Annotated in this window: 23 protein-coding genes and 1 other annotated feature; of the genes, 10 read left to right on the plus strand and 13 right to left on the minus strand. The window is 55.6% G+C overall.

What is annotated here, in order from left to right; translation table 11 throughout:
• Positions 1-69: 69 nt before the first annotated feature.
• From lapB to pgpB, 3 genes are all read right to left on the minus strand, one after another.
• The gene (gene lapB, locus RY075_RS12855) at positions 70-1,239 is read right to left on the minus strand and encodes a lipopolysaccharide assembly protein LapB (protein ID WP_003856819.1); all 1,170 of its coding nucleotides are present in this window, start codon (positions 1,237-1,239) and stop codon (positions 70-72) included.
• Positions 1,240-1,245: 6 nt separating this feature from the next.
• Positions 1,246-1,554 (minus strand): LapA family protein, encoded by a 309-nt coding sequence (locus tag RY075_RS12860; RefSeq protein WP_003856817.1) that lies wholly within the window; start codon positions 1,552-1,554, stop codon positions 1,246-1,248.
• Between the two features lie 148 nt (positions 1,555-1,702).
• On the minus strand, positions 1,703-2,470 hold the full coding sequence (gene pgpB, locus RY075_RS12865; protein WP_003856815.1) for a phosphatidylglycerophosphatase B: 768 nt from the start codon (positions 2,468-2,470) through the stop codon (positions 1,703-1,705).
• 197 nt (positions 2,471-2,667) lie between these two features.
• Here pgpB and ribA point away from each other — a divergent pair, with 197 nt between their 5' ends.
• A complete protein-coding gene (gene ribA / locus RY075_RS12870) occupies positions 2,668-3,258 on the plus strand; it encodes a GTP cyclohydrolase II (RefSeq protein ID WP_003856813.1) in 591 nt (196 codons plus the stop codon).
• 36 nt (positions 3,259-3,294) lie between these two features.
• On the opposite strand, the gene acnA is transcribed toward ribA, so the two are convergent.
• From acnA to topA, 6 genes are all read right to left on the minus strand, one after another.
• Positions 3,295-5,970, minus strand: coding sequence for an aconitate hydratase AcnA (gene acnA / locus RY075_RS12875; protein ID WP_022651350.1), 2,676 nt, complete (start codon positions 5,968-5,970; stop codon positions 3,295-3,297).
• A 165-nt stretch (positions 5,971-6,135) separates the two neighbouring features.
• Positions 6,136-6,234 carry a small membrane protein YmiC gene (gene ymiC / locus RY075_RS12880; protein ID WP_032103392.1) on the minus strand — a complete coding sequence of 33 codons (99 nt, stop codon included), beginning with the start codon at positions 6,232-6,234 and terminating at the stop codon, positions 6,136-6,138.
• 137 nt (positions 6,235-6,371) lie between these two features.
• Positions 6,372-6,542, minus strand: coding sequence for a hypothetical protein (locus RY075_RS12885; protein ID WP_006810843.1), 171 nt, complete (start codon positions 6,540-6,542; stop codon positions 6,372-6,374).
• Between the two features lie 2 nt (positions 6,543-6,544).
• A complete protein-coding gene (locus RY075_RS12890; protein ID WP_213083754.1) occupies positions 6,545-6,685 on the minus strand; it encodes a YmiA family putative membrane protein in 141 nt (46 codons plus the stop codon).
• A 336-nt stretch (positions 6,686-7,021) separates the two neighbouring features.
• Positions 7,022-7,996 (minus strand): HTH-type transcriptional regulator CysB, encoded by a 975-nt coding sequence (gene cysB / locus RY075_RS12895; protein WP_232967204.1) that lies wholly within the window; start codon positions 7,994-7,996, stop codon positions 7,022-7,024.
• A gap of 186 nt (positions 7,997-8,182) precedes the next feature.
• A complete protein-coding gene (gene topA, locus RY075_RS12900) occupies positions 8,183-10,780 on the minus strand; it encodes a type I DNA topoisomerase (protein ID WP_003856806.1) in 2,598 nt (865 codons plus the stop codon).
• A 398-nt stretch (positions 10,781-11,178) separates the two neighbouring features.
• Here topA and RY075_RS12905 point away from each other — a divergent pair, with 398 nt between their 5' ends.
• Positions 11,179-11,430 (plus strand): YciN family protein, encoded by a 252-nt coding sequence (locus RY075_RS12905; RefSeq protein ID WP_003856804.1) that lies wholly within the window; start codon positions 11,179-11,181, stop codon positions 11,428-11,430.
• A gap of 35 nt (positions 11,431-11,465) precedes the next feature.
• On the opposite strand, the gene sohB is transcribed toward RY075_RS12905, so the two are convergent.
• The gene (gene sohB, locus RY075_RS12910) at positions 11,466-12,512 is read right to left on the minus strand and encodes a protease SohB (protein ID WP_022651351.1); all 1,047 of its coding nucleotides are present in this window, start codon (positions 12,510-12,512) and stop codon (positions 11,466-11,468) included.
• Between the two features lie 252 nt (positions 12,513-12,764).
• On the opposite strand from sohB, the gene RY075_RS12915 reads away from it, so the two are divergent.
• Positions 12,765-13,526 carry a YciK family oxidoreductase gene (locus RY075_RS12915; RefSeq protein WP_232967205.1) on the plus strand — a complete coding sequence of 254 codons (762 nt, stop codon included), beginning with the start codon at positions 12,765-12,767 and terminating at the stop codon, positions 13,524-13,526.
• Positions 13,523-14,113 carry a cob(I)yrinic acid a,c-diamide adenosyltransferase gene (gene cobO, locus RY075_RS12920; RefSeq protein WP_048240656.1) on the plus strand — a complete coding sequence of 197 codons (591 nt, stop codon included), beginning with the start codon at positions 13,523-13,525 and terminating at the stop codon, positions 14,111-14,113. Before RY075_RS12915 ends, cobO begins: the two co-directional genes overlap by 4 nt.
• Before the next feature lie 36 nt (positions 14,114-14,149).
• Here cobO and rluB read toward each other — a convergent pair whose 3' ends face one another.
• The 3 genes from rluB to rnm form a co-directional block, all read right to left on the minus strand.
• Positions 14,150-15,025, minus strand: a complete 876-nt coding sequence (gene rluB / locus RY075_RS12925) for a 23S rRNA pseudouridine(2605) synthase RluB (RefSeq protein WP_003856794.1) — start codon at positions 15,023-15,025, stop codon at positions 14,150-14,152.
• 97 nt (positions 15,026-15,122) lie between these two features.
• Positions 15,123-15,743 carry an L-threonylcarbamoyladenylate synthase gene (locus tag RY075_RS12930; protein ID WP_003856793.1) on the minus strand — a complete coding sequence of 207 codons (621 nt, stop codon included), beginning with the start codon at positions 15,741-15,743 and terminating at the stop codon, positions 15,123-15,125.
• Positions 15,740-16,633, minus strand: a complete 894-nt coding sequence (gene rnm / locus RY075_RS12935) for an RNase AM (RefSeq protein ID WP_023314252.1) — start codon at positions 16,631-16,633, stop codon at positions 15,740-15,742. The genes RY075_RS12930 and rnm overlap by 4 nt, the downstream gene beginning before the upstream one ends.
• A 127-nt stretch (positions 16,634-16,760) precedes the next feature.
• Between rnm and trpL the strand changes: the two genes are divergently transcribed.
• The 6 genes from trpL to trpA all read left to right on the plus strand — a co-directional run bounded on the left by trpL (position 16,761) and on the right by trpA (position 23,432).
• Positions 16,761-16,805, plus strand: a complete 45-nt coding sequence (gene trpL, locus RY075_RS12940; protein ID WP_071524153.1) for a trp operon leader peptide — start codon at positions 16,761-16,763, stop codon at positions 16,803-16,805.
• Positions 16,782-16,876 (plus strand) — a sequence feature (Trp leader region). Its footprint overlaps the gene before it by 24 nt.
• 23 nt (positions 16,877-16,899) lie before the next feature.
• Positions 16,900-18,462, plus strand: coding sequence for an anthranilate synthase component 1 (locus RY075_RS12945; RefSeq protein WP_045346340.1), 1,563 nt, complete (start codon positions 16,900-16,902; stop codon positions 18,460-18,462).
• On the plus strand, positions 18,462-20,057 hold the full coding sequence (trpD, locus tag RY075_RS12950) for a bifunctional anthranilate synthase glutamate amidotransferase component TrpG/anthranilate phosphoribosyltransferase TrpD (RefSeq protein ID WP_232967207.1): 1,596 nt from the start codon (positions 18,462-18,464) through the stop codon (positions 20,055-20,057). Before RY075_RS12945 ends, trpD begins: the two co-directional genes overlap by 1 nt.
• Positions 20,058-20,060: 3 nt before the next feature.
• A complete protein-coding gene (gene trpCF, locus RY075_RS12955) occupies positions 20,061-21,419 on the plus strand; it encodes a bifunctional indole-3-glycerol-phosphate synthase TrpC/phosphoribosylanthranilate isomerase TrpF (protein WP_003856781.1) in 1,359 nt (452 codons plus the stop codon).
• A 10-nt stretch (positions 21,420-21,429) separates the two neighbouring features.
• Entirely contained in the window at positions 21,430-22,623 is a 1,194-nt protein-coding gene (trpB, locus tag RY075_RS12960; RefSeq protein WP_003856780.1) for a tryptophan synthase subunit beta, read from the plus strand.
• A complete protein-coding gene (gene trpA / locus RY075_RS12965; protein WP_032609356.1) occupies positions 22,623-23,432 on the plus strand; it encodes a tryptophan synthase subunit alpha in 810 nt (269 codons plus the stop codon). Before trpB ends, trpA begins: the two co-directional genes overlap by 1 nt.
• Positions 23,433-23,434 lie beyond the last annotated feature (2 nt).

Consider the following 23,434-nt stretch of genomic DNA (forward strand, 5'->3'; position numbering starts at 1 on the left):
ACCGCACGGTGCTGATGGAATTACTGTAACCATTAGTATGTTGTAACTAAAGTGCAGCGTTTTAAAAAATTACTGTCCGTCTAGACCTCGGATTGGCTTAATGGTGGACCACGCCCGGCAGGAAGGGCAATGCCAGTAGAGCGAATAGGCGGTGAAGCCGCATTTCTGGCAGCGATAGCGCGGTTTGCTGCGCACCTGTTCACCCACCATGTCTCGCAGCACCATCAGGCTCTCTTTAGCGCGCCCTTCTTCTGCGTCATTAAGGTGGTAATCCATCAGCTTATGGAAGACACGCATGGTAGGATGACGCTGCAACTGACGGGTAATGTATACCTGGGCGGTATCGCTTCCTTCATGCTCTTCGACGACATCTGACAGCATCAGCTCGGCTGTGGCACCTGTATTCTCTTCAACACAGCGACGCAGAAACGCAACCCACTCGTCCTGCTTACCGAGCTGCTGATAGCAGGTTTGCAGCATTTCCAACGTTTCGCTGACCAGCTCTTTGTCCTGATCGATAACGCGAAGCAGGCTCTCCACGGCTTTGGCGTAATCACCGTTAGCCATAAAGACCCGCCCCATCATGATCGAGATGCGCGCGCTGTTGCGATCGGCCGCTGCGCCTTTCTTTAACAGTGCCATGGCTTTATCCATGTCATCGCTACCCATCTGCTGGAGAGCCAGCTCGCAATAGAAGTGGGCAATTTCGACGCGCTGTTTGTCTTTGCCGAGTTTGACCAGCCGTTCAGCGGTATCAATCGCTTTTTGCCAGTCGCTGGTGGCCTGATAGATTTGCAGAAGCTGCTGAAGCGCACCGATACGGAAGTCCGTCTCATCCACCAGCTGAGAGAACATATCCTCGGCGCGATCGTAAAGCCCCGCGGCCATATAATCTCGCCCCAGCTGCTGCACGGCCAGCAACCGTTGCTCATAGGTCAACGAAGCGCTTTCCATCAAGGTCTGGTGGATACGAATGGCACGGTCAACCTCTCCGCGCGAGCGGAACAGGTTTCCCAGGGTGAGATGCGCCTCAACGGTGCCGGTATCCTCTTTAAGCATATCGAGGAACAGATCCACCGCTTTATCCTGCTGATTGCTCAGCAGGAAGTTCACCCCCGCTACGTAGTCACGGGAGAGTCGGTTTGCTTCATCCTGTTTTGTTTGTTGCGCGCTTCTGCGGCCCATATACCAGCCATAGGCTGCGGCGACAGGCAAAAGCAGAAACAACAACTCCAGCATATTCGATTATTCCTTGACTACCGGCACACCAGAGCTCGCCGGAATGTCAGACGCAGGCGTAAGTTGATGTTCAAGTCGTTTAATTTTACGTTCAGCGCGAACAAGAGAAACACGAACCTTAAGCCAGAACAGGCCGCATACAAGCCAGCCGATGACAAACCCCGCCGCGAATAACACAGCCAGCAGGCTCGACACCCGGTACTCGCCCTGCGCCAGCAGATAGTTGAAACTTACCTGTTGATCGTTTTGCGCGCCCAATGTGACTGAAATGACAAAAATCGCCAACACCAGTAAGAAAATGAGTAAATATTTCACATGACTTCCCGTTATGTGGTTCGAGCGTATAAAGCGTGTTCAACTCACTGCAATCAGCCTTATAAGCTACCATTTTAGTGGCGGGCGCGAAATGGAAAAAGTAATGCGCCCTACATGGATTTATGGTCAAAATGCGGAATATCAACCTTCAGGTTCCGCCAGACTCCCTTTCGGCTATTTCTTCCTTCTCTTCCGGCGGCGGCGTCAGGGGTCCACAAAAACGTTGTGCAAGCCAGGTCGCCAGCGTCACCAGTACCCACGAGATCAGCGTTGCCACCACCAAATCACGCGGCCAGTGCATCCCCAGCAGCATCCGGCTGCCCATTACGCCTGTCGCCCAGACCAGCAAAATCGCAATCGTGAGGGTACGCCGACGCGGCCACAGCAGTCCTACGCCAAGTAGCGCCCAGCTGGCAGCAAACATCGTATGCCCGGAAGGAAACGCAAAGCCGGTCTCTTTTTGCCAGTGTTTGCGTAAAAAGGTCGGGATATCCTGCTGTTCCGCAAGTTGCTCCTTTACCAGCGCACCGCGATCTTTACGCTTTAAATTGTAGAACTCATCCACCGGAACATGGTGCGTTTTTTCCAGCCAGACGACGAAAGGACGGGGTTCCTGCACGCGATCTTTCACCCACGACTTCACCCCCTGCCCGATGAGTATGGCCCCGCCGAGAATGGCAAACAGTACCAGCGCCGCACGAAGGCGAAAGCGCAGGCACCACAGGAACCAGCCACAGAGCAGCACGTGTGTAATAATCCCCCACGGCTGGGTGACCGTCTCGGTTATCCAGTATAGGGCTTTCAGCCACGTCTCGTTTTGTCCGGGCTGCCACATCCAGCCGGAGAACCAAACGACCAAGGGTATAACGAGCAATACGGCGGCACCTGCGGCCGTTCGTCTGGCAATCGAAAGCATGTCCTCTCCTTTTTCACTAAGCACCACAATCATAACTGAATTTCTTCATTCTGGTGGATATGTCGGATTGTGCGTTTAACGTTTGTAAAGCGTGGTGGTGATTAGGTGAAGTTGCCGGGCTTGTGGCAAAATAGTCCAATACAGAAAGCATAATGGGGCAAAGGCACGAAACGTGTCAGCCTGGTCTGGAGAATCACATGCAGCTTAAACGTGTGGCAGAAGCCAAACTGCCAACCCCATGGGGCGATTTCCTGATGGTGGGTTTTGAAGAACTGGCAACCGGGCAAGATCACGTCGCCCTGGTATTCGGCGACATTTCGGGGCAAACGCCGGTGCTGTCCCGCGTTCATTCAGAGTGTCTGACCGGTGACGCGCTGTTCAGCCTGCGGTGCGACTGCGGTTTCCAGCTTGAAGCCGCCCTTTCTCATATCGCAGAGGAAGGACGTGGCGTTCTGCTGTATCACCGTCAGGAAGGACGCAATATTGGCCTGCTGAATAAAATCCGCGCCTACGCGTTGCAGGATCAGGGCTACGATACCGTCGAAGCGAACCATCAGCTCGGCTTTGCTGCTGACGAGCGCGATTTCACCCTGTGCGCAGATATGTTCAAGCTGCTGGGTGTGGACGAAGTGCGTCTGTTGACCAATAACCCGAAGAAAGTGGAAATCCTCACTGAAGCGGGCATCAATATCGTGGAACGCGTGCCGCTGATTGTCGGCCGCAACCCGAAAAACGCGCACTACCTCGATACTAAAGCCGCCAAAATGGGGCATCTGCTGAGCGAGTAAACGCAAAACGCCCGGCACATGTGCCGGGCGATTTTATCAGTCCAGCATCTTACGAATTACATAATGTAAAATGCCGTCGTTCTGGTAATAGGTCAGCTCTGTTGCCGTATCAATACGACACCGGCAATCCAGCACTTCTGTCGTACCATCTGCGCGCGTTAATTTCACCGGAACGGTTTTACCCGGTTGCAGATTTTGCAGACCGCTGATATCAATCTGCTCTTCCCCGGTCAGACCCAGCGTTTTACGCGTCACGCCCTGCGGGAACTCCAGCGGCAAGATCCCCATGCCGATCAGGTTTGAGCGGTGGATACGTTCAAAGGATTCGGCAATCACCACGCGAACCCCGAGCAGACGCGGACCTTTTGCCGCCCAGTCGCGACTGGAACCGGAGCCGTACTCTTTACCGGCAATAACGGCCAGCGGCGTCCCCTCCTGCTGATACTTCATGGCTGCGTCATAAATTGAAATGACCTCTGTATCCGGCAGGTGGCGCGTCATGCCCCCTTCCACGCCCGGAACCATTTCATTGCGAATGCGGATGTTGGCAAAGGTCCCGCGCATCATCACTTCGTGGTTACCACGGCGCGAACCGTAGGAGTTGAAATCGCGACGTTCCACGCCACGGCTTTGCAGATACCGACCTGCCGGACTGTCCGCCTTGATGCTCCCCGCCGGAGAGATATGGTCGGTGGTGACGGAATCGCCCAGCATCGCCAGGATCCGCGCGCCGTGAATATCTTTCAGCGGTGCAGGCTCCGCCAGCATTTCGTCGAAGAATGGCGACAGGCGAATATAGGTGGAATCATCCTGCCAGTCATAGGTATCGGAACCCACCACGTCGATCGCTTTCCATTCCGCTGTGCCTTCGAACACTTCCGCATACTCTTTGCGGAACATCTCGGTGGAAACTTTCTCTACCGCGCGCGCAATTTCACGCGATGATGGCCAGATGTCTTTCAGATAGACCGGTTCATTTTTGCGATCGTGACCAATCGGATCGGTCGCCAGGTTAATGTTCATGTTTCCGGCCAGCGCATAGGCTACAACCAGCGGCGGCGAGGCCAGCCAGTTGGTTTTCACCAGCGGATGAATACGCCCTTCAAAGTTTCGGTTACCAGAAAGTACCGCGCCAACGGTCAAATCACCCTGCCTGATCGCCACTTCAATAGGCTCAGGCAGTGGACCAGAGTTACCGATACAGGTCGTACAGCCGTAGCCCACCAGGTTGAAGCCCAGCTCGTCGAGGTAAGGCGTGAGTCTGGCCTGCGCCAGATAATCGGAAACCACTTTCGAACCAGGCGCCAGAGAGGCTTTAACCCATGGCTGTGGCTTGAGCCCCAGTTCTACCGCTTTTTTTGCCAGCAGCCCGGCAGCCATTAACACACTCGGGTTGGACGTGTTGGTACAGGAAGTGATAGCGGCGATCACCACGGCGCCGTCAGGAAGCTGATACTGATGCCCGTTCAGAACATAGTCCACCGGACGGTGATCTTTTTGCGCGGCGTTAACCTCCAGCTCATTGCTGGCGGCAAAGGCTTTGGGAACGTTGCTCAGGGCGACGCGGTCCTGCGGACGTTTTGGCCCTGCGAGGCTTGCCTCAACGGTGCCCATATCCAGTTCCAGCGTACTGGTAAATACCGGCTCGTCACCCGGGTTACGCCACATGCCCTGCGCTTTGGTGTAGGCCTCAACGAGAGCCACCTGCTCCTCGCTGCGACCACTGAGGCGCATATACTCCAGCGTAACGCTATCAATCGGGAAAAAGCCGCAGGTCGCGCCATATTCCGGCGCCATGTTGGCGATGGTGGCCCGGTCCGCCAGCGGCAAGGAATCCAGACCATCGCCATAAAATTCAACGAATTTACCCACCACACCATGCTTACGCAGCATCTGGGTGACCGTCAGAACCAGATCCGTGGCGGTGATGCCTTCGGACAATTTACCGGTCAGCTTAAAGCCCACCACATCGGGAATGAGCATTGATACCGGCTGGCCGAGCATGGCCGCTTCCGCTTCAATACCACCGACGCCCCAACCCAGAACGCCAAGGCCGTTAATCATGGTTGTGTGTGAATCGGTGCCCACCAGCGTATCCGGGTAAGCCACCCACTCTTTATCCTGCAATTCACTCCAGACGGCTTTGCCGAGATATTCCAGGTTGACCTGGTGACAAATGCCGGTGCCCGGTGGAACAACGCTGAAGCGGCTGAACGCCTGCTGACCCCATTTCAGAAATACGTAGCGTTCATGGTTACGTTCCATCTCCAGACGGACGTTTTCGCCGAAAGCATCGTCGTCACCAAAGTGATCGACGGTGACGGAGTGGTCAATGACGAGGTCTACCGGGGACAGGGGGTTAACCTTAGCAGTATCGCCCCCGAGACGCTTAACGGCTTCACGCATGGCAGCCAAATCCACAACCGCTGGTACGCCGGTGAAATCCTGCATCAGCACCCTGGCCGGGCGATAGGCAATTTCTCTGTCTGCATGTGCATTCTTCAGCCACCCTGCCAGAGCCTGGATATCCTCCTCGGTAACCGAGTCGCCATCCTGCCAGCGCAAGAGGTTTTCCAGTAAGACTTTCAACGACTTGGGTAACCGCGAAATGTCCCCAAGCGTTCTGGCAGCCAGCGGTAAGCTATAGTAGCGCCAGGTTTTATTTTCCGCCTGTAATGTGTCCTTACTGGCTTCGCGTAGGGTTAACGACATAAGCTCCTCCTTAAAAACAGGGATGTCCTGACAATCATCAGGGCTGTAATTAAAGATAACACAAAGATGTCGTAACGTTTTGATAACAACCCAAATTGATAAATTTAGGAATGGTCCAACACGAGGGATAAAACAAAAAACCCCGCCGTGGCGAGGTTTTACGATTTAGTGCAAGGCCAGCCAGAGGAGCTGACACCAGAAGAGGATCGACGCTGAGAATACGCCGAGCCATGACCAGTATTTTACGGTTGTCATGTTATTCATCATAGGGACACCAGACTTTAATTATTTAAGGTTGCGAGGTCTGCCCTCGTTCTATATTGCTGATGTGTATTTATTAAGGAGTACAAAAGCGCACAGTCTTTATTCAGACTATTTGCATCATTACGCAAAATTCAAAATTATTGTTTTTTGGGTTCGTCTTCCGCGAACACATCAATAAAGGCCTGCTGCTGTGGCGTCAGTTTCCAGGAAGCTGGCACGCTGGTTGCTGGCGCCTTACGGGCTTTGTGAGCATTGTCACGAAGCTGACACATCTCTTTTCTCGCTTCTGTACGCACCGTCATGACCATAATCAACCCCAGTAATTCCAGACAAGAAGAGCAACCACCACCCAGAACAGGGCAGAGCCAAGAAAGACCGCCAGCCAGGCTTTACGCTTAAGCGCGGGATCCCTTTGCGGTTCTTCACTTCCTGACGGCATTGCTAACCTCATACAATCGACATCGCTTATCATTTAGAGACCAAACAATTGGCACAAGTAATCATCTGATGAGATAAATCCTAAAGAAACTTTAGCCGAAAAGCCAGTGAATTTACGTATCTGGGCCTGGGAAAATTCAATCTTTTGACCCGAAATAAATAATTGAAAAGAATAATTTGCACACCTGTAAATTAGTTTCTACTTTTGTCGCAAATTTGCGACAGTAAAACCATAGTCATTTAATGGGTTATGACGATATATGACAGTGGACGTAGATGATGATAATTCTAATTCAGGTTTAAAGGGGAATGACGGTATCTTTCCGTACCAGAAAGATACCGGGTGTGATTATTTGGCGGGAAGTTTAATGTCTTTAAACATCTCTTCGATGTCTTCATTGGAGCGTAACGCTACAGCTGTATCCACCACGTCGCGCGTTAAATGTGGCGCGAAGCGTTGAATAAAATCATACATATAGCTGCGCAGGAACGTGCTGCGACGAAAACCTATCTTGGTGGTGCTGTGGCTGAAAATATCATGCGCATCCAGACGCACCAGATCCGGGTCTGAGACAGGATCTACCGCCATGCTGGCAATAACCCCAACGCCCAGGCCCAGACGCACATATGTTTTTATGACGTCCGCATCCGTCGCCGTAAAGACAATCCGTGGCATTAATCCGGCGCGGTTAAACGCGGTGTCCAGTTCAGAACGGCCCGTAAAGCCGAACGTATAGGTCACCAGCGGGTATTGCGCCAGTTCTTCGATTGTCACTTCGCCCTTCCCCGCCAGCGGATGATCCGGGGTCACGACAATAGAGCGGTTCCAGTGGTAGCACGGGAGCATGACCAGATCATCGTACAGATGGAGGGCTTCCGTCGCGATAGCGAAGTCTGCATTGCCTTTAGACACGGCCTCTGCGATTTGCGTCGGTGAGCCCTGATGCATATGCAGGGAAACGCGGGGATAGCGTTCGATGAAACCTTTGATCACCCCGGGAAGCGCATAACGCGCCTGGGTGTGCGTGGTGGCAATATACAGAGAGCCTTTATCCGGCCAGGTATGTTCCCCGGCGACGGATTTAATGGCGTCGACTTTGGAGAGTACTTCCCGTGCGATGCGTATGATTTCCTGTCCAGCCGGCGTGACCTGAGTCAGGTGCTTACCGCTGCGGGCAAAGATCTGAATACCTAACTCATCCTCCAGCATACGCACCTGCTTGCTGATGCCGGGCTGCGAGGTATAAAGACCCTCTGCGGTGGAAGAGACATTGAGGTTATGATTGACGACCTCAACGATATAGCGAAGCTGCTGTAATTTCATGCCAGACCATCCGATTTAGCGCATGCGTCAATCGCTTAAGACGATTTGATAATAAGAAACGGGTTAACTATAACCACTATATCATTTATAGCCAGGCTGTATAGTACGGAACAAAAAATAATAACTACGTAATAAAAAAGGGCCGGAAGTCCGGCCCTTTCACAGGTAAGTTACGGTAAGGGAAGATTATTTCTTGCCTTCAACCCATTTCCCGTCGACGAAGAAGGCTGACCATCCGGTCGCTTTGCCCTCTTTCTCTGCCGCCACATACTGCTGCTTCGTTTTACGGCTGAAGCGCACCACGGTTTTGTTGCCTTCCGGATCCTGCTGTGGCGCATCGGCCAGGTAACGCAGTTTTTCCGGCAGACGGTCACGGAAGCGGTACAACTCTTCTACCAGCGGCGCACGGGTTTCGCGCGATTTCGGGAAGGTGTTGGCCGCCAGGAATACCCCGGCAGCGCCGTCACGTAGCACGAAATACGCGTCTGACTTCTCACACGGCAGCTCAGGAAGCGGAACCGGATCTTCCTTCGGCGGCGCAACTTCACCGTTACGCAGGATCTTACGCGTGTTTTTACAGTCGTCGTTGGTGCATGCCATGTACTTACCGAAGCGTCCCATTTTCAGGTGCATTTCGGAACCACATTTCTCACACTCAACGATCGGACCGTCATAGCCCTTAATGCGGAACTCACCTTCTTCGATCTCATAACCATCGCAGGTCGGGTTATTGCCACAAACGTGCAGTTTGCGTTTTGGATCGATCAGGTAGCTGTCCATCGCCGTGCCGCATTTCTTACAGCGGCGTTTGGCGCGCAGTGCGTTGGTCTCCGCATCGTCACCTTCCAGCACGTTGAGAACTTCGTTCTCCGGCACGAGGTTGATGGTGGTTTTGCAACGCTCTTTCGGTGACAGCGCATAACCAGAGCAACCGAGGAACACGCCCGTGGTCGCGGTACGGATCCCCATTTTACGGCCACAGGTTGGGCAGTCGATGCTGGTCAGTACCATCTGGTTAGGCAGCATGCCGCCTTCTTCAGGATCTTTCTCGGCTTTCTCAAGCTGATTGGTAAAATCGCTGAAGAAGCTGTCGAGAACTTTCTTCCACTCTGCCTTATGGCTGGCAACCTCATCGAGGCTGTCTTCCATCTGCGCGGTGAAGTCATAGTTCATCAACTCGCGGAAGTTCGCTTCCAGACGGTCGGTGACAATCTCCCCCATTTTTTCAGCATAGAAACGACGGTTCTCAACGCGAACGTATCCACGATCCTGAATGGTCGAAATGATTGACGCATAGGTGGACGGGCGACCGATTCCGCGTTTTTCCAGCTCTTTCACCAGCGATGCTTCGCTAAAGCGCGCAGGTGGCTTGGTGAAGTGCTGAGCCGGGACCAGATCAACCAGCGACAGCTCGTCACCTTTGTTGACTGAAGGCAGCGTTCTGTCTTCATCACCTTTACGCAGCGCAGGCATCACTTTTGTCCAGCCGTCGAAGCGCAGAATACGGCCGCGCGCTTTCAGGCGGAAATCACCCGCGCCGACGGTCAGCGTGGTGGAGTCGTATTTCGCTGGCGTCATCTGGCAGGCTACGAACTGGCGCCAGATCAGCTGATACAGCTTCTGGGCGTCCGCTTCCATATCTTTCAGCGATTCTGCCAGAACGGAAACGTCAGAAGGTCGAATCGCTTCGTGCGCTTCCTGAGAATTCTCTTTGCTGGCGTACTGATTAGGACTGTCCGGCAGGTATTTCTTACCGAAGTTGTCCTCGATATAGCCGCGCACCATGTTGACAGCGTCCTGGCTCAGGTTGGTGGAGTCAGTACGCATGTAGGTGATGTAACCCGCTTCATACAAACGCTGGGCCATCATCATGGTTTTCTTCACGCCGTAACCCAGACGCGTACTCGCCGCCTGCTGAAGCGTTGACGTGATAAACGGTGCGCCAGGCTTGCTGCTGGTCGGTTTGTCTTCACGATCCAGAACCTGATAACGCGCTTTTTCCAGCAGCGCCACGGCGGCCATGGTCTGATCGCGATTTTCAGGTCGGAACGGTTTGTCGTTGTGGTGGCTCACCTGCAACGGCAGCGCATCGCCGCCCGGCGTGGTGACATTCGCATCAACTTCCCAGAACTCTTCCGGGACGAACGCTTTGATCTCGCGTTCACGCTCAACAACAAGACGAACAGCAACAGACTGCACACGCCCCGCAGACAGGCCGCGAGCGACCTTTTTCCACAGCAACGGCGAGACCATGTAGCCAACAACGCGGTCCATAAAGCGACGCGCCTGCTGAGCGTTTACACGGTCGATATTCAGTTCACCCGGCTTTTCAAACGCCTGACGAATCGCATTCTTTGTAATTTCGTTGAACACTACACGGCTGTAGCGTTTGTCATCACCCCCGATCACTTCCCGCAGGTGCCATGCGATGGCCTCCCCTTCGCGGTCAAGGTCGGTTGCGAGATAAATGTGGTCTGCTTTTTCAGCAAGCTGTTTCAGCTCGTTAACGACTTTTTCTTTGCCTGGCAGCACTTCGTAATGTGCATCCCAGTTGTGCCATGGGTTAACACCCATGCGGTTGACAAGCGCGCTACGTTCATCCTTTTTAGGCTTTTTAGCCCCTTTGGTGGAGGTAGAGTCTGCGCTCTTTTTGCTGGCTGAGCCACTGGTCGGCAAGTCGCGAATGTGACCAACGCTGGACTTAACCACGTAGTCATTGCCCAGATATTTATTGATCGTTTTGGCTTTTGCCGGGGACTCAACGATGACGAGAGCTTTACCCATATTCACCTTTACCTAATTTAATTCTTCCAGGAATACGCCGCACGTTGATTTCCCTTCCGCTGACGACGAGCCATTGATATTGCGACGTCGTCAGGGGATATCAACCCCTATGTGTTACCGAACGTCAGAATGGCGACATCCAGGTCATTGAGTTTTCGGGTATTTTTCTCACATCAAAGTTCATTCGTGACGAATTCCCGGTCGAATGTCAAGCAATTCTGTTGCCAGAATGACGAAAGCGCACACTGTACCTGATAAAATTCGTTACGCAACTTTATTAGCATGCAAAAGCAAATCCCGCCAGCCAGCCCCTGTTCCTTATCCCCTCTGATAACAGGGAAAATTTGCCCCCGAAGCGACCCAGGCGTAGACTATTGTCACTGTTTAAGGAGTGGAATATGCAGAATACGACCCAACCCATTGACCGAGCTTCACTGCTTATCGAAGCAAACAAACTCATTCGCGACCATGAAGACACCCTGGCGGGGATTGAAGCGACTGGCGTGGAACAACGTAATGGCGTGCTGGTGTTCAGCGGTGAATACTTCCTTGATGAACAAGGATTACCCACCCCAAAAAGCACCGCCGTATTTAACATGTTTAAATACCTGGCGCATACCCTCTCAGAGAAGTACCACCTGGTCGATTAAAACGAAAACGCGAGGCATCTGCCTCGCGTTTTTCTTTACAGCAGCGGCTTTTGTCCGCGCTGCAACCAGCGTAGCAGCAGGCGATCCGCGCTTTCTGCCGCGCTATTGGTAAAACGGTCGAGCAGGCGCTTACGTCGGGTGAAGCGCACCCCCACCAGCTCACGGCCGTCCATCAGGTTGAGCAGGAGGTCGTCGCTGGTACCCACTTCATCCACCAGCCCTTTCTCCTGCGCCTGCGTGCCGTACCAGTGCTCGCCCGTAGCCACCTGCTCAATGTCCAGCGTTGGGCGCATGCGGTGCACGAAATCTTTGAACAGATGGTGGGTTTCGTTCAGATCTTCCCGGAATTTCTGCCGTCCCTCTTCGGTATTTTCGCCGAGCAGCGTCAGCGTACGTTTGTACTGGCCCGCCGTATGCAGTTCAATGTCGATCTCTTTGTTTTTCAGGAAACGATTGAAGTTAGGGATCTGCGCGACTACCCCAATCGAGCCGATAATGGAGAACGGTGCCGCGACGATTTTATCCGCCACGCACGCCATCATATAGCCGCCACTCGCCGCGACCTTATCTACCGCCACGGTGAGCGGGATCTGTTTATCCCGCAGACGTTGTAACTGCGAAGCCGCCAGTCCATACCCATGCACTACGCCACCCGGGCTTTCAAGGCGTACCACCACCTGATCCTGGGCTGTCGCCACGGCCAGCACCGCCGTCACTTCTTCACGCAGTGAGGAGACTTCATGCGCATCCATGCTACCTTTAAAATCGAGCACATAGACGCGCGGTTTTGCGTCAGCCTGTGGCGTGGCGAGTTTAGCTTTCGCCTTCGCAGCTTTGGCGTCCTGCTTATGTTTTTTCTTCTGGGCTTTTAGCCACAGCTTCTGTTGATGATCGTCAAGCAGCGCCAGAGACATCTCCTCCTGCATCTCTTTATACTGTTCGCTCAGGCGGGTAATGCGTAACTCACCACGCTGACGCTTACGCTGCGTCAGGTTAACAATCAGGACGGCAATCACCGCGACAGCTATAACCACCGTCGCGATTTTGGCCAAAAACAACCCATACTGAGAAAGTAATTCCACGCGTTCCACCTTGATTTAACCACGAATCTTTCACGCCAGTGTACAACAGCCCTGCGCAGGCGTCTCGCTCTGGACATTACCTCTGCGAGGCGGCTTCAGGAATCCCCCGTTTCTGGTTTAAATCTTTGCAAATTGTTAATTTCCCAGCGATCTGTCCTGTAGACTGATTGAATTCTGACGCTGTTTCGGGCATAAAGCCGAAAAGTCATAAATAAAGGTGCAAGTCACGCCCAATGCGCCTGAGGAGCCACCGTGCATTATCAGCCACAAAAAAACCTTCTACAGAACCGCATCATTCTGGTTACCGGTGCCAGCAACGGGATTGGTCGCGAAGCGGCGCTGACCTATTCTGAATACGGTGCGAGCCTTATTCTGCTGGGACGTAATGAAGAAAAGCTCAAGGCCGTCGCCCGTGAAATCGAAAACGCCGGCGGTACCCCCACGCCCTGGTATACGCTCGATCTGCTGACCTGTACGCCAGCGTCATGTCAGGCCCTTGCCCAGCGTATCAGCACGCATTATCCGCGTCTGGATGGCGTACTGCACAACGCGGGGTTACTGGGCGAAGTGCGCCCGATGGATGAACAGGATCCGGAGATTTGGCAGCAGGTGATGCAGGTTAACGTCAACGGGACGTTCTTCCTGACCCAGGCCTTGCTTCCTTTATTACTCAACTCCGATTCCGGCTCGCTGGTCTTTACCTCCTCCAGCGTGGGGCGTCAGGGGCGTGCGAACTGGGGGGCTTACGCCGTCTCAAAATTTGCCACCGAAGGAATGATGCAGGTGCTGGCCGAAGAGTACCAAAGCCGCCACCTGCGGGTTAACTGTATTAACCCGGGCGGTACACGCACCAAAATGCGTGCCAGCGCCTTCCCGACAGAAGATCCGCAAAAGCTTAAAACCCCGGCCGATATTATGCCTCTTTACCTGTGGCTGATGGGTGACGACAGCCGTCGTAAAACCGGAATGACCTTCGATGCCCAGCCAGGCCGCAAACCGGGGATATCGCAATGAGTGAAGATCGTCATCAGCAGCGCCAGCAGCGTCTGAAAGAACAGGTTGATGCACGCGTGGCGGCCGCTCAGGACGAGCGCGGGATCCTCATTGTGTTTACCGGCAACGGTAAAGGCAAAACCACCGCCGCATTTGGTACCGCCACCCGCGCAGTCGGGCACGGGCAGAAAGTGGGCGTGATCCAGTTTATCAAGGGTGAATGGCCCAACGGCGAGCGTAATCTGCTCGAGCCGCATGGCGTTGAGTTTCAGGTGATGGCGACCGGTTTTACCTGGGATACCCAGAACCGGGAAACCGATACCGCAGCCTGCCTCGCCGTCTGGGAGCATGCCAAAAGGATGCTCTCTGACCCGTCGTTTAACATGGTGTTGCTGGATGAGATCACCTATATGGTCGCCTACGACTATCTGCCTCTGGAGGCCGTGCTGGCTGCCCTGAAAAACCGCCCAGCGCATCAGACGGTTATCGTCACGGGGCGCGGGTGTCATCGGGATATTCTGGAGCTGGCCGATACCGTCAGCGAGCTGCGTCCGGTTAAGCATGCGTTCGATGCGGGTATCAAAGCGCAAATGGGGATAGATTACTGAAGAAAAAAAGCCCGGTATATTCACCGGGCTTTTCGATTAACCGTTGTTATTACGGCTGCCAGAGCGGCGATTGCTGCTAACCTGGCTGTGACGCTTCACCGCACGGCGGATCTGATTCGCCTTCATGCGACGACGATCTTTCTCTACCGCTACTTTCGACGTGGTTTCTGGCGTCAGGCCAACCAGATCGCGCAGGTAGTTGGTTTGCGTCAGATCCAGTTCGGTATAGCCGCCACGTGGCAGGCCTTTCGGCAGCAGAATGTCGCCATAGCGGACGCGAATCAAACGGCTCACCTGGACACCGACCGCTTCCCACAGACGACGCACCTCGCGGTTACGTCCCTCTGTCAGGGTAACGTTGTACCACTGGTTAATGCCTTCACCACCGGTAAACTTGATGGTTTTGAACGCCGCAGGGCCGTCCTCCAGCTGAACGCCACGCGACAGGTCGCGCAGTTTATTCTCATCAACCTGGCCGAAAACACGAACGGCGTATTCACGTTCCACTTCACGACTCGGGTGCATCAGACGGTTTGCCAGTTCACCATCGGTGGTGAACAGCAGCAGGCCGCAGGTATTCACGTCCAGACGCCCTACGGCAATCCAGCGGGCGCCACGCAGTTTTGGCAGACGGTCAAACACCGTCGGGCGGCCTTCCGGATCGTTGCGGGTACACAGTTCGCCTTCCGGCTTGTAGTAAGCCAGTACGCGGCAGATCTGTTCAGCAGACTCTTTCACGGAGATAAGATGGCCGTCAATGCGGATCTTCAGCCCCGGTACGATTTCAACGCGGTCACCGAGCGTGGCGATTTTACCGTCCACACTCACGCGGCCTGCTTCAATAATGGCTTCGATTTCACGGCGCGAACCGTGGCCGGCACGCGCCAGCACTTTCTGTAACTTCTCGCTCATTGAGCTTCCTCAGGTGTCGCCTTCACAGGCGTCGAATCAGGTCAAAAACAGGGCGGCGCCCTGCTTTGATGGCCGCGTAGTATATCTGCTTACACCCTTACAAGAAAGGCTTAACATCGCCCACGCCTTCACGAATCACTTCTGGCGCATCTTCGGTGAGATCCACCACGGTGGTCGGCTGCTGGCCAAGATAGCCGCCATGAATAATCAGCTCCACCACCTTCTCCAGACGATCTTTGATCTCTTCCGGGTCGGACTCGGTAAACTCACTGCCCGGCAGCATCAGCGATGTGGAGAGCATCGGCTCGCCGAGGGTTTCCAGCAGCGCCTGGGCAATCGGGTTCGACGGCACGCGCATGCCGATGGTTTTACGTTTTTCCTGCAACAGACGACGCGGTACCTCTTTTGTCCCTTTCAGAATGAAGGTGTAGTTACCGGGCGTGTTGTTCTTAATCAGGCGAAACGCCACGTTATCAACATAAGCATAGGTCGACAGCTCAGAGAGATCGCGACACATCAGGGTGAAGTTGTGGCCGTCCGGCAGCTGGCGGATGCGACAGATGCGCTCCATCGCCCCTTTGTCCTCGATTTTACAGCCCAGCGCATAGCCAGAATCGGTTGGGTAGACAATAACGCCGCCTTTGCGGACGATCTCCACGGCCTGATTAATCAGACGTGGCTGGGGGTTATCCGGATGGATATAGAAAAACTGACTCATACTTCCCTCTCTTCAATTTGCTGTGGCTGTTCCCAGAGCTGCCAGACAGGCTCAACGCCCGCGGGTAACCAGAGCTTGCGCCCCAGTTCAATCCACGCGCAGGGCTGATGGAAATCTGAACCCTGTGAGCCAAGCAGGCCAAACTGACGGGCGTAGGTCGCGAGCTGCGAACGTTCATTGGGTGCCTGCTGACACTGGGCAACTTCCATCGCCTCACCGCCGCATTCGGCAAAGTGTGCCAGCAGTCTTTTCAGCCATTTAGCAGAAAGATTATACCGCCCCGGATGGGCCAGCACGGCCTTACCGCCAGAATGATGAATCACATCAATAGCTTGTTTTATTGTACACCACTGTGGGGGAACGTATCCGGTTTTCCCGCGCGCCAGATACTTTTTAAAGACATTCGCCATGGTCGTCGCCTTACCAGCGTCCACCAGAAAACGGGCGAAATGGCCGCGCGTCACCGCCCCACCGTTCGCCAGCTTTCGCGCGCCTTCCAGCGCACCGGGAATATGCGCTTTTTCCAGACGTTCGCCAATCATCTCCGCGCGTTGATTGCGGCGTGTTTTTTGTTCTTGCAAAAAAGCACGCATGGCCGGATGTTCTGTATCGATGTTCAGGCCAACGATATGAATTTCGTGGTTTTCCCAGACCGTCGAGATCTCAACCCCGGCCACCAGATCCAGCGCCAGTCCGCTGCGGACAATCTCGGCGCGCGCGGCGGGAATGCCGTCAGTGGTATCGTGATCGGTTATTGCCAGCGTGCCGACACGCATTTCAACGGCGCGATGGACCAGGGCTTCGGGTGTCAGCAGGCCATCTGAAGCCTGCGTATGGCTGTGTAAATCATAAATTACGGCGTAGGTGGTATCGCTCAAAGCACTTCCCATAACAGGTTGGAGACATCCGAAGCCCCTATGATACCGACTAACCGTGAAATACTGAAATCAGGGGTTGACAACACGCCATCGAACTAGTTAACTAGTACGCAAGTTCACACGAGAAAGGTATCTGAAAATGACAGCACATTTCGCTCTGCACGGTTGGTGGCGTACTTCCTGATCTTCGGGCAGTGTCACGCGTCTGCGATAAGCAAACAGATACCCAGCCCGCTACCCAGCGGGCTTTTTTTTGAACAGAATATGAGAACAACAACATGCAAACAGCCAAACCCCACCTCGAACTGCTGACCTGCGAGGCGGCCTATCGCCATAACCCTACCGCGCTGTTTCATCAGGTGTGCGGTGCACGTCCTGCGACGCTGCTGCTGGAATCTGCTGATATCGACAGCAAGGACGATCTCAAAAGCCTGCTGCTGGTTGACAGCGCGCTGCGCATTACCGCAGCGGGTGATACTGTCACTATTAAGGCGTTATCTGAGAATGGCGCGTCGCTGCTGCCGCTGCTGGATGCGGCTCTGCCTTCAGGTATTGAAAATGAGCGTCATCCGGACCTGAGAATTCTGCATTTCCCACCGGTAAGCCAGCTGCTGGATGAGGATGCCCGCCTCTGCTCGCTCTCCGTTTTTGACGCCTTCCGTCTGCTGCAAAATTTGGTGGCCGTACCGGAAGATGAGCGCGAAGCAATGTTCTTTGGCGGGCTGTTTGCTTACGACCTGGTTGCTGGCTTTGAAGATTTACCCCAAACCGAGCAGGGTAACCGCTGCCCGGACTACTGCTTCTACCTGGCCGAAACCCTGCTGGTGATCGACCATCAGAGAAAATACACCCGCATCCAGGCCAGCCTGTACACGCCGTCTGCGTCTGAGAAAAATCGCCTCGCGCAGCGCATCGCCCAACTGCAACAGCAGATGTCGGAAGCACCGCCCGCACTCCCGGTGCAGCGTGTTGAAAAGATGACCTGCGAGGTGAGTCAGACCGACGATCAGTACGGCGCGGTGGTGCGTCAGATGCAAAAAGCGATTCGTGCCGGGGAGATATTCCAGGTGGTGCCGTCCCGTCGCTTCTCACTGCCCTGCCCGTCGCCGCTGGCGGCTTACGATGTGCTTAAAAAGAGCAACCCAAGCCCTTACATGTTCTTTATGCAGGACAATGATTTCACCCTGTTTGGCGCGTCGCCGGAAAGCTCCCTCAAGTACGACGCCACCAGCCGCCAGATTGAGATCTACCCGATAGCGGGAACCCGCCCACGCGGCCGTCGTGCCGATGGCTCCCTGGACCGCGATCTCGACAGCCGCATTGAACTGGAAATGCGTACCGACCATAAGGAGCTCTCCGAACACCTGATGCTGGTTGACCTGGCGCGTAACGATCTGGCACGCATTTGCACGCCTGGCAGCCGCTACGTGGCGGACCTGACCAAAGTCGACCGCTACTCCTTCGTCATGCACCTGGTCTCCCGCGTGGTGGGTGAGCTGCGCCACGACCTCGACGTCCTGCACGCCTACCGCGCCTGCATGAACATGGGCACGTTGAGCGGCGCGCCGAAAGTCCGCGCTATGCAGCTGATCGCCGAAGCGGAAGGACGCCGTCGCGGCAGCTACGGTGGTGCCGTGGGCTATTTCACCGCTCACGGTGACCTCGATACCTGCATCGTGATCCGCTCCGCCTACGTTGAGGACGGCATTGCCACCGTCCAGGCCGGGGCCGGAATTGTGCTGGATTCTGTTCCGCAGTCGGAAGCCGACGAAACCCGCAGTAAAGCGCGCGCGGTACTGCGCGCCATTGCTACCGCACACCATGCACAGGAGATTTTCTGATGGCTGACATTCTGCTGCTCGATAATATCGACTCCTTTACCTACAACCTGGCAGATCAGCTGCGTGCGAATGGTCACAATGTCGTTATCTATCGCAACCACGTTCCGGCCCAGACGCTGATTGACCGTCTGGCGACCATGCAAAACCCAGTGCTGATGCTCTCCCCGGGCCCAGGCGCACCGAGCGAAGCAGGCTGTATGCCTGAGCTGTTGACCCGTATGCGCGGCAAGCTGCCGATTATCGGCATCTGCCTTGGCCATCAGGCGATTGTCGAAGCCTACGGCGGTTACGTGGGTCAGGCGGGGGAGATCCTGCATGGCAAAGCGTCAAGTATTGAACATGACGGTCAGGCGATGTTTGCCGGGCTGCCGAACCCGCTTCCGGTAGCGCGTTACCACTCGCTGGTTGGCAGCAACATTCCGGCCGGGCTGACCATTAACGCCTCGTTTGAAGGGATGGTGATGGCGGTGCGTCATGATGCGGATCGCGTCTGCGGGATGCAGTTCCACCCGGAATCTATCCTGACGTCCAACGGCGCGCGCCTGCTGGAGCAAACGCTCGACTGGGCGCTGCAAAAGCTGGAGCAGACCAACACCCTGCAACCGATTCTGGAAAAACTGTATCAGGCTCAGACCCTGAGCCAGCAGGAGAGCCACCAGCTGTTCTCCGCCGTCGTGCGCGGCGAGCTGAAGCCTGAGCAGCTCGCCGCTGCGCTGGTGAGCATGAAGGTACGCGGCGAAAGCCCGCAGGAGATCGCCGGTGCCGCAACCGCGCTGCTGGAAAATGCCGCCCCGTTCCCGCGCCCGGACTACCCGTTTGCCGATATTGTCGGGACCGGTGGCGACGGCAGTAACAGTATCAATATTTCCACCGCCAGCGCCTTTGTGGCCGCGGCATGCGGTCTGAAAGTGGCGAAACACGGCAACCGCAGCGTGTCCAGCCGTTCAGGATCGTCCGACCTGCTGGCGGCTTTCGGTATCAACCTGGACATGAACGCCGAGCGTTCCCGTGAAGCGCTGGATGACCTGGGCGTCTGTTTCCTGTTTGCGCCGAAGTATCACACCGGTTTCCGCCACGCGATGCCGGTTCGCCAGCAGCTTAAAACCCGCACGCTGTTTAACGTGCTCGGTCCACTCATTAACCCGGCGCACCCGCCGCTGGCGCTGATTGGCGTTTACAGCCCGGAACTGGTCCTGCCGATTGCGGAGACGCTGCGCGTCCTCGGTTACCAACGCGCCGCCGTGGTACACAGCGGCGGGATGGATGAAGTTTCCCTGCATGCGCCCACGCTGGTGGCGGAACTGAATAACGGCGAAGTGCTGAACTATCAGCTTGAGGCCGCTGACTTCGGGTTGACCCCGTACCATCAGGACGCCCTGGCGGGCGGCACGCCGGAAGAAAACCGTGACATTCTCACGCGCTTATTACAAGGTAAAGGTGAGGCCGCCCATGAGGCCGCCGTGGCGGCCAACGTAGCCATGCTGATGCGTTTACATGGCGAGGAAGATCTGAAAGCCAGCGCCCAAAAAGTTCTGGACGTACTGCGCTCCGGTGCAGCTTACGATCGCGTTACCGCACTTGCGGCAAGAGGGTAAATAATGCAGACCGTTTTAGCGAAAATCGTCGCCGATAAGGCCATCTGGGTGGAAGCCCGCAAGCAACAGCAGCCGCTCGCCAGTTTTCAGAATGACGTCGTTCCGAGCAGCCGTCGTTTTTATGATGCGCTCCAGGGCGCGCGTACCGCGTTTATTCTGGAGTGTAAAAAAGCGTCTCCGTCCAAAGGCGTGATCCGCGACGATTTCGACCCGGCGCGTATTGCCGGTATTTACAAGCATCATGCGTCTGCCATTTCTGTGCTGACGGATGAGAAATATTTCCAGGGCAGCTTCGATTTTCTGCCCGTAGTCAGCGGCATCGCGCCGCAGCCGATTCTGTGCAAAGACTTTATTATCGACCCGTATCAGATCTGGCTGGCGCGCTTTTACCAGGCCGATGCCTGCCTGCTGATGCTCTCCGTGCTGGATGACGAGCAGTATCGCCAGCTCTCCGCCGTCGCGCACAGCCTGAATATGGGCGTACTGACCGAAGTGAGCAACGAAGAGGAGCTGGAGCGCGCCATCGCGCTGGAAGCCAAAGTGGTCGGCATTAACAACCGCGACCTGCGCGACCTGTCGATTGACCTCAACCGTACGCGCCAGCTTGCGCCGCGTCTGGGCGCGGGCGTCACGGTGATCAGCGAATCCGGGATAAACAGCTACGCTCAGGTGCGCGAACTCAGCCACTTTGCCAACGGTTTCCTGATCGGCTCCGCGATGATGGAACACGACGATCTTAATGCGGCCGTGCGCCGCGTGCTGTTGGGTGAGAACAAAGTCTGCGGCCTGACCCGTGAACAGGATGCGCAGGCCGCATATGAAGCGGGCGCAATCTATGGTGGTCTGATCTTTGTTGAGTCCTCTCCTCGCGCCGTTAATGAGGAACAGGCGCGCAAGGTGATGGCGGCTGCGCCACTGAACTACGTGGGCGTGTTCCGCGATGCGGATATTAACGACGTTGCGGCTAAAGCGGACGCGTTATCCCTGAGCGCGGTTCAGCTGCATGGCGATGAAGATCAGGCGTACATTGATGCTCTGCGACATGCTCTGGCGCCTCAGGTTCAGATCTGGAAAGCGCAAAGCGTTGGCGCCACCCTGCCCGCGCGTAACCTGAAGCATGTTGATAAATACGTGCTCGACAACGGCCAGGGCGGCACGGGGCAGCGTTTCGACTGGTCACTACTGCGTGGCGAAGTGCTGGACAATGTCCTGCTGGCGGGGGGATTAAGCCCCGATAACTGTGTGGAAGCGGCCAAAACCGGCTGCGCCGGCCTCGATTTCAATTCAGGCGTAGAGTCCCAACCGGGCATTAAAGACGCCAGCAAGCTGGCATCGGTATTTAAAACTCTGCGTGCATATTAAGGAAGAGAAGATGACGACATTACTTAACCCGTATTTTGGTGAGTTCGGTGGGATGTATGTCCCACAAATCCTGATGCCCGCGCTGCGCCAGCTGGAAGAAGCGTTCGTGAGCGCACAGAAAGATCCGGCGTTTCAGGCGGAGTTTACTGACCTGCTGAAAAACTACGCCGGTCGTCCGACGGCGCTGACAAAGTGCCGCAACCTGACCGAAGGCACTAAAACTACGCTGTATCTTAAGCGTGAAGATTTGCTGCACGGTGGCGCGCATAAAACTAACCAGGTGCTGGGCCAGGCGCTGCTCGCGAAGCGGATGGGTAAAACCGAAATCATCGCCGAAACCGGCGCGGGGCAGCACGGTGTGGCCTCAGCGCTCGCCAGCGCCCTGCTCGGCCTGAAATGCCGCATTTACATGGGGGCGAAGGACGTTGAGCGCCAGTCGCCAAACGTGTTCCGTATGCGTCTGATGGGGGCGGAAGTGATCCCGGTGCACAGCGGTTCTGCCACGCTGAAAGATGCCTGTAATGAAGCGCTGCGCGACTGGTCTGGCAGCTACGAAACCGCCCACTACATGCTCGGTACCGCCGCGGGCCCGCACCCGTTCCCGACCATCGTGCGTGAATTCCAGCGCATGATCGGCGAAGAGACTAAAGCGCAGATCCTCGAAAAAGAGGGTCGCCTGCCGGATGCGGTGATCGCCTGCGTTGGCGGCGGATCTAACGCCATCGGCATGTTTGCCGATTTTATCGACGAAACCAGCGTTGGGCTGATTGGCGTTGAGCCTGCCGGCCACGGCATTGAAACGGGCGAGCATGGTGCGCCGCTGAAGCATGGCCGCGTGGGGATCTACTTCGGCATGAAGGCCCCGATGATGCAGACCGATGAAGGGCAGATTGAGGAGTCTTACTCGATCTCTGCCGGGCTGGATTTCCCGTCCGTAGGGCCGCAGCACGCGTTCCTGAACAGCACCGGCCGCGCGGATTATGTCTCCATCACCGATGACGAAGCGCTGGAGGCCTTCAAAACGCTGTGCCGCAATGAAGGGATCATCCCGGCGCTGGAGTCTTCCCACGCGCTGGCGCACGCGCTGAAAATGATGAAGGAAAACCCGGAAAAAGAGCAGCTGCTGGTGGTAAACCTTTCCGGTCGCGGTGACAAAGATATCTTCACCGTTCACGATATTCTGAAAGCACGAGGGGAAATCTGATGGAACGCTACGACAACGCATTTGCACAACTGAAAGCCCGCCAGGAAGGCGCGTTCGTTCCCTTCGTGACGCTGGGCGACCCCGGCCCGGAGCAGTCGCTGAAGATTATCGACACCCTGATTGATGCCGGTGCCGACGCGCTGGAGCTCGGTATTCCGTTCTCCGATCCGCTGGCGGATGGCCCGACCATTCAGAACGCAACGCTACGCGCGTTTGCCGCGGGCGTGACGCCGAGCCAGTGCTTTGAAATGCTGGCGGCGATCCGTCAGAAGCACCCGACCATTCCGATCGGCCTGCTGATGTACGCCAACCTGGTGTTCAGCCGCGGCATTGATGCGTTTTACGCAGAGTGCGCCCGCGTGGGCGTTGACTCCGTGCTGGTGGCTGACGTGCCCGTTGAAGAGTCTGCGCCATTCCGTCAGGCGGCAATGCGCCACAACGTCGCGCCGATTTTCATCTGTCCACCGAATGCCGATGACGATCTGTTGCGCCAGATTGCCTCTTACGGACGAGGTTACACCTACCTGCTCTCCCGTGCGGGCGTCACCGGTGCGGAAAACAAAGCCGCGCTGCCGCTGCATCATCTGGTGGAGAAGCTTGCAGAATACCATGCTGCACCGCCGCTTCAGGGCTTTGGCATTTCCTCACCGGATCAGGTTACTGCGGCGATTGACGCGAAAGCCGCCGGGGCCATTTCGGGTTCGGCTATCGTGAAAATTATCGAGAAGAACGTGGATAAGCCACAGCAGATGCTGGCTGAATTACACGCATTCGTCACATCCATGAAAGCGGCCACGCGCAAGGCGTAACC

The organism is Enterobacter sp. JJBC (genome assembly GCF_036936505.1).
GTDB lineage: Bacteria > Pseudomonadota > Gammaproteobacteria > Enterobacterales > Enterobacteriaceae > Enterobacter > Enterobacter hormaechei_C.

Coding starts and splice junctions, on each gene's coding strand:
- topA (WP_003856806.1), bottom strand. CDS start 10,780: ATGGGTAAAGCTCTCGTCATCGTTGAGTCCCCGGCAAAAGCCAAAACG.
- lapB (WP_003856819.1), bottom strand. CDS start 1,239: ATGCTGGAGTTGTTGTTTCTGCTTTTGCCTGTCGCCGCAGCCTATGGC.
- RY075_RS12945 (WP_045346340.1), top strand. CDS start 16,900: ATGCAAACAGCCAAACCCCACCTCGAACTGCTGACCTGCGAGGCGGCC.
- trpB (WP_003856780.1), top strand. CDS start 21,430: ATGACGACATTACTTAACCCGTATTTTGGTGAGTTCGGTGGGATGTAT.
- trpD (WP_232967207.1), top strand. CDS start 18,462: ATGGCTGACATTCTGCTGCTCGATAATATCGACTCCTTTACCTACAAC.
- cysB (WP_232967204.1), bottom strand. CDS start 7,996: ATGAAATTACAGCAGCTTCGCTATATCGTTGAGGTCGTCAATCATAAC.
- rluB (WP_003856794.1), bottom strand. CDS start 15,025: ATGAGCGAGAAGTTACAGAAAGTGCTGGCGCGTGCCGGCCACGGTTCG.
- cobO (WP_048240656.1), top strand. CDS start 13,523: ATGAGTGAAGATCGTCATCAGCAGCGCCAGCAGCGTCTGAAAGAACAG.
- RY075_RS12885 (WP_006810843.1), bottom strand. CDS start 6,542: ATGGTCATGACGGTGCGTACAGAAGCGAGAAAAGAGATGTGTCAGCTT.
- acnA (WP_022651350.1), bottom strand. CDS start 5,970: ATGTCGTTAACCCTACGCGAAGCCAGTAAGGACACATTACAGGCGGAA.
- rnm (WP_023314252.1), bottom strand. CDS start 16,633: ATGGGAAGTGCTTTGAGCGATACCACCTACGCCGTAATTTATGATTTA.
- RY075_RS12905 (WP_003856804.1), top strand. CDS start 11,179: ATGCAGAATACGACCCAACCCATTGACCGAGCTTCACTGCTTATCGAA.
- pgpB (WP_003856815.1), bottom strand. CDS start 2,470: ATGCTTTCGATTGCCAGACGAACGGCCGCAGGTGCCGCCGTATTGCTC.
- RY075_RS12930 (WP_003856793.1), bottom strand. CDS start 15,743: ATGAGTCAGTTTTTCTATATCCATCCGGATAACCCCCAGCCACGTCTG.
- RY075_RS12890 (WP_213083754.1), bottom strand. CDS start 6,685: ATGAGGTTAGCAATGCCGTCAGGAAGTGAAGAACCGCAAAGGGATCCC.
- trpCF (WP_003856781.1), top strand. CDS start 20,061: ATGCAGACCGTTTTAGCGAAAATCGTCGCCGATAAGGCCATCTGGGTG.
- ymiC (WP_032103392.1), bottom strand. CDS start 6,234: ATGAATAACATGACAACCGTAAAATACTGGTCATGGCTCGGCGTATTC.
- ribA (WP_003856813.1), top strand. CDS start 2,668: ATGCAGCTTAAACGTGTGGCAGAAGCCAAACTGCCAACCCCATGGGGC.
- trpA (WP_032609356.1), top strand. CDS start 22,623: ATGGAACGCTACGACAACGCATTTGCACAACTGAAAGCCCGCCAGGAA.